This window comes from Okeania sp. SIO3B5 (genome assembly GCF_010692555.1).
Lineage (GTDB): Bacteria > Cyanobacteriota > Cyanobacteriia > Cyanobacteriales > Microcoleaceae > Okeania.
In genome coordinates this window covers 4,615-11,695 of sequence record NZ_JAAHHG010000317.1, presented here as the reverse complement: position 1 = coordinate 11,695, position 7,081 = coordinate 4,615, and the positions used below count along the sequence as shown (strand labels likewise).

Here is a 7,081-nt window from a genome sequence, read left to right as displayed (position 1 = left end):
TTTTACCATGTTTTTTACTCCCAAGTCCTCAACTACAATAGTTTGATTTTCTCTAATCAGTTGAGTCGTTACCTTGTGAGTATAGTCAAGCCTCGAATCTTTAATTTTTGCGTGTATCCTAGCTACTTTCAGTCTAGCTTTATGGTAGTTATTAGAACCTTTGGTTTTACGAGAAAGTGATTTTTGAGCTAGCCTTAATTTTTTGTATAACTTGTTGAAATTCTTTGGGTTAGCTATTTTTTCACCATCACTGGTAGTTAAGAGGCTGGTGATTCCTAAGTCAATGCCTATCTGTTTGTTAACTGGCTTCAGCAATAAATTCCTGGTATCATTGACTCTTAAAGAAACAGACCATCTACCACAGGGGTCTAGCTTCACTGTAATTGTGCTAGGGACACAATCTTGTGGCAGTTGCCTACTCCATCTAATAGGTAATGGTTCAGCACACTTAGCCAAATATATTTGACCATCTTTCCACTTGAATGCGGACTTTGTAAATTCTGCACTACCACCATTACGCTTTTTCTTAAAGTTGGGATATTTGGCACGTCCACTGAAAAAGTTAGTGAAAGCAGTTTGTAGATGTCTTAAGCCTTGCTGTAATGGGACGCTACTGACTTCTGTGAGGAAATCTAAATCCTCCTGCTTTTTCCAGTTCGTCAGCATAGCAGAAGTTTGCTTATACCCTACTCGCTCTTTGTTTTCATACCAAGCTTGAGTTCTCGCAGCTAAAGCCTTATTGTAGATTAGGCGCACACAACCCAACGTCCTCCGCAACAGATTTTCCTGTTCTGGAGTTGGGTAAAATCTAAATTTGTATGCTTTTTCAACCATCTACTGTTTACTTACTTGAGCTTTTACAGTTTAACAGATTATGTGTGAAAGCGCAACATTGATTGGTTTTCCCATCCCTCCGCTCCCCTGCGGGAGAGCGCGGGTCTTCAACCAACGTTGAGATAAATTTACTTTTCAACTATTTTCATAAATTCATAAATCCCAATAATTAATAAATCAAAATTACAGAACTTAAGGTAATTAGTTAAAACCACTATCACAGTCACATCATCAGCCACCCTGTAGAGATAATAGATTAAATTAAATATAACCTCTGATTTTTAACAGAATTAAATTATTCCTAACTTTTTTACCGAGAAATTGTGGGTATGCGCCTCCCCTTTTAAGGGTATAAAAAGCGGTCGAGAGATGGCGTTTTGCTCCGCAACATATAAAGGAGCGACTCTGATAAGAGCGGGTTTCCTCGCCATATCTAATCGACCAAGAGAAAAGAGAATTCCGTATTTTCTTGCCTCCTTATTGTAGAGGTACTGATAACTGTTAACGCAGTTCCTCCGACAGGAGGCTAACTGATAACTGATAACTGAAATGACCCCTAAATTTATAACTTCAATTTTTGTAACGGTAGGAACCCAATATATATAATGAAATAATCCTAACTTGGGCCGAAATTAGCCATTATCCCTGTTTATGAATAACCCTATATATCCCGGACTAATACTCACTAACCGCTATAAAATAGTCAAACAATTGGGACATGGTGGCTTTGGACGCACCTACCTCGCAGAAGATAACCATCGTTTCCAAGAACCCTGTGTACTCAAAGAATTTGCCCCCCAAGTACAGGGTAGTTATGCCTTGCAAAAATCCCAAGAATTATTTGAAAGAGAAGCAGGGGTACTTTACAAATTGCGACACCCACAAATACCCGGGTTCCGAGAAATGTTTCGCGTTAAATTAAATAAAGAAGGATATCTATTTTTAGTACAAGATTATGTACATGGTAAAACTTATCGTGCTTTACTAGAAAACCGCAAACGTCAAGGCACTTTTTTTAGGGAAACAGAAGTAACAAAATTTTTACTACAGATATTACCAGTCTTAGAATATATTCATAATGTGGGAGTCATTCACCGCGACATTTCCCCAGATAATATTATTCTGCGAAGCTCCGATAAACTGCCAATATTAATAGATTTTGGTGGAGTCAAAGAAACAGCAACAAAAGTAGTATCTGAATATGCTCATGGTATTTTGCACCAAGCAACAAGATTGGGAAAAGTCGGATATGCACCAGACGAACAAATGCGACTAGGAATGATCAATGCCAACAGCGACTTATATGCTTTAGCAGCAACAGTCTTAGTATTACTGACAGGAAAAGAACCCTCTTTTTTAATAGATCCTCACAACTTAACCTTTAACTGGCGCAAGAAAATTAGCATTAGTCCAAATTTAGGAAACGTGCTAGACAAAATGTTAGCTCCTAAACCAAGCGATCGCTATTCCACAGTTAGTCAAGTTATAGCAGACCTTGAAAATTTTGCTTCTAGTACCGATCTAGCACCTACCCAAGCAGCGCCAAATACTATCTCCCCTCCACCTATTACCGCAGATCAAATCTCCAATGTCACAACAACACCAGTTTCCCAAATTCCAGTCGCGACTAATAACACTCAAAAATTTTCAATTTGGTCAACAATTTTATTAGTATTAGTAACAATATTTAGTATGGGAGGAATAGGTTGGGTAGCTGGTAACTTTTGGTTAGAATACAACTCTAATCAAAAAGATAAAATTGTCAAAGAGAAACCCCAAGAATTGAGCGATCGCCTCCAAAAAGCAGGTATAGAAGAGTCTTTCTTTTTACCCTTAGTAGATGACTTTTTCTACTCTAAATATCCTCAAAAAAAAGGGCAAACTTTGAGCGATGAAACTTCAGAAGATAAATTATGGAAATGGCGGTGGTATGAAATAGCAAACCAGTTACTTAACAAACTAGAAACACTAAGTTTAGATGCTCGTCGTAGATTAGGAAACTATAGTAAAGATGACATTTATCGATGGAAATCTCAACTTAGTAGATTAAATATTAGTAGTACAGCTTTTAATGATTTAACCGATGCTAGATTTTTTCATTTATTCTCAGAACAACCCCGTGGAAAAAATTTTATTGGTTTACCCATGGGTCAAATTTGGCAAGCGATCGCTACGGATACAATGAAAGGTTTACAAAGTAGAAAATCTTTAGGAGAAATTAGTTTTACACCAGGTTCATTTAGAGAAGTTGTCAATGGTAATTTACAGCCAGGAGAAGGTAAAATTTACTTAGCATGGATACAAGCAGACCAAATTTTACGCGTCAGATTACGAGTTAATTCTCCAGAAATTTTCTTATCTATTTATCCTCCTGAAAAGTATAGTAGTAGGTCTAAACCATTAATAGAAGATCGAAATATAAATCTATGGAGGGGTAAAACTTTAACTTCTGGTTATTATCAATTTGTAGTTGTTTCTAATTCAGATCAACCTATAGAATATTTTTTAGGAGTAGCTGCTAGAGATAGAATTAATAGTAGGTATTAGAGGAAGAAGGGGGAGTGGGGGAGTAGGGGAGTAGGGGAGTAGGGGAGTAGGGGAGTAGGGGAGTAGGGGAGTAGTAAACAGAAGAATAATATACACTTACTGCCTAATAATCGCTCTTAACTTTATTGAATTCTAGTAATTACTTAATCATTGAAGTCTTGCATAAGTAGGAACTTGCTGATTAAATATAAAAGCATTGACAGATAAAAAAAAGTGCATTTTTGGGGCATTTAAAAAGTACCTGGTATCACATCTAAAACGCTCAAAAAGTTAGTATTTTAGGCGCATAGTTGGGCAGAAAAATTAAGGGACAATTCTTACTCCTACCTCCTCGCTCATTCCCATTTCTCCTGTCTCCTGTCTCATAAAACTTTTTCAGCAAACCCTAAGTATAGCAGTCGAAGCAAAGGTTAGGACAGCTCTAAAACTTCTTATTTTAAATCTTTTTCATCTTCCCCAATTCCGGGCAAATCATCAAACCATAATTCATCTTTATTTCCTTTCACAACAACTTTTTCAACAGTCATAGTACAAGGTTTAACTACATGAGTTTTTAAATTAATATTGAACACAACATTAATCAATGAAATTTTAGCAAGACCAATTTTACTAATAATAACAACGACAATAAATGTTGCATTTACAGCTTTTAAAAAAGTTTCAGTTGCCAGTTTTTTCAGCAGTTCAATTTTCTCTTGAGACAAAACTTGCATAATGGTTTTCTCCTGTCTATTTTTTGTTTGATTTTCTAGGTACTTAGAGATTTTTATTCTCTGAATAAATGCTAGCTTGATTTATTTAATAATGGTGTAGATAAATATCGAAATTTTTAGATTAACAACTGAATAGGATAAATATGTATAGAGCCAAAGAGAATTATATAGAAAAATGTAGATTTTTGTAGATAGTTATTGACGCTCAATAAATACATTTGTTATATTTTGTTCAAAATAACTTCACCAATACTGATACCTATGAATAAATCTTATGAAGGCTGGGAAAATCAATTTCTCGATCAGATGGTAAAGGAGTTGCATTTGTATGGTAATAATGCAATTGCTTTTAAAGAAAGATTACTATCAGGCAATGAACTAAAATACTCGAAACAGTTAAGAAATAAATTAAAAGATGACTATGAATTTTCAGAGAGTACTCTAAAAGACTGTTGGAATAAAACAATCTATCCAGCTTTAATAGAACATGGTTTTAATTGCAAAGACAAAAATAATACCAATGGAAAATATCAGAAAACTAGGCAAGGTGTTAGAAAATGGTTAGAGACAGAAATTTTTCCTGAATATATAAAAAATATTGCGCCTAAAAAAACTACTGAGCTTTGGCAAGAATTATTGAATCAAGCTGAAAATAATTCCGATGTTTCACTAGAAATAGTACGACAAAAATAAATAATCATACTGAGAAAATCTGGAGGATTACTATGAGCGAAATTTGGCAAGCATTATGGGGAAAATCAGAGGATGATACGAATATTTTCATTGAAAAAACTGACTCATCAGAAGATAGTAGCAATATTTATATTGAAGAATCTGCCTCTGAAATTAATGCGTCTCATCTAGGAATAAGCAATAATCAATGGAATCCCAACCCACAAACTAATTGCCCATCATTTTCGGTTGGGAGTAAAATTAATTATAAATTTAGACTGAATAATTCTGGCTATTTAATTGTGACCGAAAAATTTGCTTCTGGGGAAATTTATTGTATTGCTCCTTCTTTTTTAAGTCCGACTTTTCCTGTGTCCTGGGGAACATTGATTTTACCTAAAGATAAAGACGATCCTTTTGTTGTTCAACCACCTATTGGATGTGAAGAAATTATCGCCGTTTTTAGCCAAGAAAAACCGCAATTAGATTGGCTACCTAAACCTGAAGATGAGCCATTAGAATTACAAACAGAACATCTAGCAAGTTTGTTGAATCATGTGAATAAAAATAATTGTAAATTGATGCGATATAAATATTTAATTACAGCCTAAATTTCTGAGAAACCCGGTTTTTCACTCAACTTAATACAAAATGAAAACCGACCATATATTTTATCGAATTAAGGAGTTTGCTCAACTATTTTATGAGAGAAATTATCTAGACAGATTATATGAAGTATCGAGCTAATTTAAGAGGGTTTGAATTACAGCAGCTTGAAAGAATTGTCCGATTTTCTGGAGAAAGATATTACGATACAGTAAAAGGAAAGCAAATAGTTGTAGGTAAACATAATCGGGATTTAGTTGTAATTCCTTATGAAAGTTCTGAAAATTCTATTACACCGATAACTGTTCATGCCACAACTCGTCAACAAATAAAGTTTCGTTTAAACAATGGGAGATTTACAATTTATGAATAAAGCCAAAATGACTTATTTTGAAAAAGAGGATATTCTGCATTTAACTATGACTAATGAACCAGAAGTAAGAAGCGTAGAAATTAGTCCTAATATTACGGCATAATTGAATGGAACAGGGGAGTTAATTGGCATATAAATTATTAATTCCAGTGCTTTTATTAGAGATTCAATCTTAGAATCTGTGCAAGGCAGATTATTAACTGTTAAAAATTAGAAAGATAAATAGAATATTTAGTGAATGAAAACTGACCATATATTTTATCGAATTTTCCAAGACTTACCTGAAACCTTCTTTCAGTTGTGGGGAGAATTACCAGAAAACCTTAATAATTAATAATTAATAATTAATAATTAATAATTAGAGATAGTTTTCATTATTCATTATTCATTATTCATTATTCATTAATTAAGGAGGTACAATTTCAAAAAGACAGCAAAATTTATTTACGTTTATTCTCCGAGATTTTTACCTATCTTAGAGACAACGAACCGGACTTAAGGTGGCGTGCTATGATTATATTTAAAAGTCGTAGTATGGAACCAACAGAAAGACAAAGAGAATCAGTTCAACCCTTTTTAGATTCTCCACTTGTCAAGCGCATCTATTTGAATGAATTAGAAGTGAGTGAAACAACTCCTTTAGGCGTACAAATCATTCAATTAGTTGTAGCAAGGAAGAAACAATTTTTGGAGAGAGTAACCGTATTAATTAATCGAGTAAAACAGCAGTTTACCGAGGAAAGTTATCGGTTACAACTTTTAAACCTATTGTCAGTTATTGTTCTAGAAAAATTACCAGAAATGAGTCGTCAGGAGTTAGAAGCAATGTTTAGTATGAATGATTTGAAAAAAACCCGTTTTGCTCAGGAATTAATAGCAGAATCCAAAACTGAGGGAAAATTGGAAGGAAAATTGGAAGTTATTCCTAGTTTATTAAGAAAAGGCTTTTCTGTTGAAGAAATTGCCGAAATTTTAGAATTAGAAATTGAGCAAGTACGACAAGCTATTGCTAATTTGAATTAACTTAGATTGTAGGTTGGGTTGAGGCAACAAAACCCAACTAATTATTTCTCGTATTCCAGACTATATGTCTGAGAAAAATTACCAGAAATGAGTCGTCAGGAGTTAGAAACTATGTTTGGTATTGATGATTTGAAAAAAACCCGTTTTGCTCAGGAATTAATAGCAGAATCCAAAACTGAGGGAAAATTGGAAGGAAAATTGGAAGTTATTCCTAGTTTATTAAGAAAAGGCTTTTCTGTTGAAGAAATTGCCGAAATTTTAGAATTAGAAATTGAGCAAGTACGACAAGCTATTGCTAATTTGAATTAACTTA

The 7,081-nt window shown here is 34.0% G+C and carries 10 protein-coding genes; 8 read left to right on the top strand and 2 right to left on the bottom strand.

The window, feature by feature from the left end; genetic code table 11:
• Positions 1-834 (bottom strand): transposase (locus tag F6K54_RS29970; RefSeq protein WP_293085999.1); only part of this gene is annotated, 834 nt, incomplete at its 3' end.
• A 651-nt stretch (positions 835-1,485) separates the two neighbouring features.
• Between F6K54_RS29970 and F6K54_RS29965 the strand changes: the two genes are divergently transcribed.
• Positions 1,486-3,381: a serine/threonine-protein kinase gene (locus F6K54_RS29965; RefSeq protein WP_293085996.1), complete on the top strand. Its 1,896-nt coding sequence runs from the start codon at positions 1,486-1,488 to the stop codon at positions 3,379-3,381.
• Between the two features lie 431 nt (positions 3,382-3,812).
• On the opposite strand, the gene F6K54_RS29960 is transcribed toward F6K54_RS29965, so the two are convergent.
• Positions 3,813-4,094, bottom strand: a complete 282-nt coding sequence (locus tag F6K54_RS29960; RefSeq protein WP_293085993.1) for a hypothetical protein — start codon at positions 4,092-4,094, stop codon at positions 3,813-3,815.
• A 261-nt stretch (positions 4,095-4,355) separates the two neighbouring features.
• Here F6K54_RS29960 and F6K54_RS29955 point away from each other — a divergent pair, with 261 nt between their 5' ends.
• From F6K54_RS29955 to F6K54_RS29925, 7 genes are all read left to right on the top strand, one after another.
• The gene (locus F6K54_RS29955) at positions 4,356-4,787 is read left to right on the top strand and encodes a hypothetical protein (RefSeq protein WP_293085990.1); all 432 of its coding nucleotides are present in this window, start codon (positions 4,356-4,358) and stop codon (positions 4,785-4,787) included.
• A gap of 32 nt (positions 4,788-4,819) precedes the next feature.
• On the top strand, positions 4,820-5,377 hold the full coding sequence (locus F6K54_RS29950) for a DUF4384 domain-containing protein (RefSeq protein ID WP_293085988.1): 558 nt from the start codon (positions 4,820-4,822) through the stop codon (positions 5,375-5,377).
• Positions 5,378-5,496: 119 nt separating this feature from the next.
• On the top strand, positions 5,497-5,745 hold the full coding sequence (locus F6K54_RS29945; protein WP_293085986.1) for a hypothetical protein: 249 nt from the start codon (positions 5,497-5,499) through the stop codon (positions 5,743-5,745).
• On the top strand, positions 5,738-5,848 hold the full coding sequence (locus F6K54_RS29940) for a DUF2283 domain-containing protein (protein ID WP_293085983.1): 111 nt from the start codon (positions 5,738-5,740) through the stop codon (positions 5,846-5,848). The genes F6K54_RS29945 and F6K54_RS29940 overlap by 8 nt, the downstream gene beginning before the upstream one ends.
• 135 nt (positions 5,849-5,983) lie before the next feature.
• Positions 5,984-6,079 carry a DUF2887 domain-containing protein gene (locus tag F6K54_RS29935; RefSeq protein WP_293085980.1) on the top strand — a complete coding sequence of 32 codons (96 nt, stop codon included), beginning with the start codon at positions 5,984-5,986 and terminating at the stop codon, positions 6,077-6,079.
• Positions 6,080-6,099: 20 nt separating this feature from the next.
• Positions 6,100-6,768 (top strand): Rpn family recombination-promoting nuclease/putative transposase, encoded by a 669-nt coding sequence (locus tag F6K54_RS29930; protein ID WP_366558272.1) that lies wholly within the window; start codon positions 6,100-6,102, stop codon positions 6,766-6,768.
• Positions 6,769-6,855: 87 nt separating this feature from the next.
• A complete protein-coding gene (locus F6K54_RS29925; RefSeq protein WP_293085977.1) occupies positions 6,856-7,077 on the top strand; it encodes a hypothetical protein in 222 nt (73 codons plus the stop codon).
• Positions 7,078-7,081: the final 4 nt, after the last annotated feature.

Bases quoted from the DNA above. Each gene is read 5' to 3' on its own strand.
- F6K54_RS29965 (WP_293085996.1), top strand. From the start codon at position 1,486: ATGAATAACCCTATATATCCCGGACTAATACTCACTAACCGCTATAAA.
- F6K54_RS29960 (WP_293085993.1), bottom strand. From the start codon at position 4,094: ATGCAAGTTTTGTCTCAAGAGAAAATTGAACTGCTGAAAAAACTGGCA.
- F6K54_RS29955 (WP_293085990.1), top strand. From the start codon at position 4,356: ATGAATAAATCTTATGAAGGCTGGGAAAATCAATTTCTCGATCAGATG.
- F6K54_RS29950 (WP_293085988.1), top strand. From the start codon at position 4,820: ATGAGCGAAATTTGGCAAGCATTATGGGGAAAATCAGAGGATGATACG.
- F6K54_RS29945 (WP_293085986.1), top strand. From the start codon at position 5,497: ATGAAGTATCGAGCTAATTTAAGAGGGTTTGAATTACAGCAGCTTGAA.
- F6K54_RS29940 (WP_293085983.1), top strand. From the start codon at position 5,738: ATGAATAAAGCCAAAATGACTTATTTTGAAAAAGAGGATATTCTGCAT.
- F6K54_RS29935 (WP_293085980.1), top strand. From the start codon at position 5,984: ATGAAAACTGACCATATATTTTATCGAATTTTCCAAGACTTACCTGAA.
- F6K54_RS29925 (WP_293085977.1), top strand. From the start codon at position 6,856: ATGAGTCGTCAGGAGTTAGAAACTATGTTTGGTATTGATGATTTGAAA.